Origin of the sequence: Sandarakinorhabdus sp. (assembly GCF_032115815.1) — a bacterium.
GTDB lineage: Bacteria > Pseudomonadota > Alphaproteobacteria > Sphingomonadales > Sphingomonadaceae > Sandarakinorhabdus.
The window spans coordinates 1-1,845 of record NZ_JAUMBI010000048.1 but is presented as its reverse complement, the minus strand read 5'-3'; the positions used below and the strand labels follow the sequence as shown (position 1 = coordinate 1,845).

Below are 1,845 nucleotides of genomic sequence, written 5' to 3'. Positions count from 1 at the left end.
CGATCGGGTGGCCGATGGCAATCGCGCCGCCGTTGACGTTGAGCTTGGTGGGATCAAGGCCGAGTTCCTGGCCGACGGCGAGCGCCTGCGCCGCGAACGCTTCGTTGGCTTCCACCAGATCGAGATCAGCCACGCTCCAGCCTGCCTTGGCCAGCGCCTTGCGACTGGCCGGCACCGGGCCGATGCCCATCACGGCGGGATCGACGCCAACGCTGGCAAAACCGGCGATGCGCCCGAGGATGGGGGCACCGCGGCGATTGGCTTCTTCTTCGCTCATCAGCACCAGCACGGCGGCGCCGTCGTTGAGGCCCGATGCGTTGGCGGCCGTGACGGTGCCGTCTTTCTTGAAGGCGCCGCGCAGGCCCGAAACACTGTCCAGCGTCACGCCATCGCGGATATATTCATCGGTATCCACCACCACGTCGCCCTTGCGGCCCTTGATGGTGACGGGCGCGATTTCCGCGGCGAAGCGCCCGGCGGCGCGGGCGGCGCTGGCCTTGTTCTGGCTGGCAACGGCGAAATCATCCTGCGCGGAGCGGCTGATCTGGTACATTTCCGCCACGTTTTCGGCCGTGATTCCCATGTGATAGCCGTTGAATGCATCCCAAAGGCCATCCTTGATCATGGTATCAACCAGTTCCATGTGCCCCATCTTCTGACCCGAACGCAGGGCTTGGGCGTGGGTGGAAAGGCTCATCGATTCCTGGCCGCCGGCGACCACGATGCCGGCATCACCATTGGCAATCGCCTGCGCCGCCATCGCCACGGCGCGCAGGCCGGAACCGCAGACCTGGTTCACACCATAGGCCGGCGCTTCCATCGCGATGCCGGCGGCCATCGCCGCTTGCCGCGCCGGGTTCTGGCCTTGTGCCGCGGTGAGCACCTGGCCCAGAATGACTTCGCTCACCTCATTCGCGCCCACGCCGGCATCAGCCAGCGCCGCTTCGATGGCGGCCTTGCCGAGCAGATGCGCCGGCGTGCTGCCGAAACTGCCCATGAAACTGCCAACGGCGGTACGGCGAGCGGCGGTGATGACGATGTTGGTCATGGATATTCCCCTGAGACAGCGAGTCGTTTTTCGCAGACTAAGCCGGTTTGCGGCGCTGCACCATCACGCAGCGCCCATGAATTCAGCCAGCGGTTGCCACAGCAACTGCGGCGCACGGCGGCCAACGACCATGCCGACATGACCGGCATCGAGGCGCAGCGCGGTGCCGATGCCCAGCGTGGACACGGCTGCGCCCGGTGGCACGATGCGATCGGCGCCGGCGATGATATCCATGATCGGCGCGGTGATGGCGGCGGCGTCCACACCGTTCCATTGGCCATTGGCATAGAGCGCGGCCAGATCCTGCGCAGCGGCCAGGCTGAGCGGGGTGCCGCCATTGGCCCAATCCTCCAACCGCACGAAATCCGCCACATCATGGGCATTGGTCGTGGCGAGTCGCACATATTTGGCCGCCAATCCGTCGGGATCGAGCGACCAGAACGCCGGTTGCAGCAGATCGATCGGCAGTTGCCCCATCGCCTTCGCCATCGGCGCGGCGCTGGCCCACCACTGGGCCAGCGCGGCGCGCTGGCCTTCGCCATAGCCCGCGAAGTTCCACGGCGTCGCGATCAGCGCGAGGCGGGTGATCGGGGCTTGGGCCGCAAGCGCCAACGCCAACGTGCCGCCAAGGCAATAGCCCAGCAGGGCAACGGGTTGCTCCAAACTGTTCACCAGCGGCGCCAAGCGTTCGCTGACCAGGGATGCAAGGCCAAGTGGCTCCGGCGCGTCGCCCCAATCGATGATCAGCGGATTGAGGCCGGCCGATTCGAGGTGCGCCATCAGGCTGCGCCCGGGCA

The 1,845-nt window shown here is 66.6% G+C and carries 1 protein-coding gene and 1 pseudogene; both read right to left on the bottom strand.

The features are described 5' to 3' along the window. Positions 1-1,033 (bottom strand): annotated as a pseudogene (locus RT662_RS02605) (acetyl-CoA C-acyltransferase); the annotation flags it as partial. Between the two features lie 78 nt (positions 1,034-1,111). Continuing rightward, a partial coding sequence (locus RT662_RS02600) for an alpha/beta fold hydrolase (RefSeq protein ID WP_313668919.1) occupies positions 1,112-1,845 on the bottom strand: 734 nt, incomplete at its 5' end.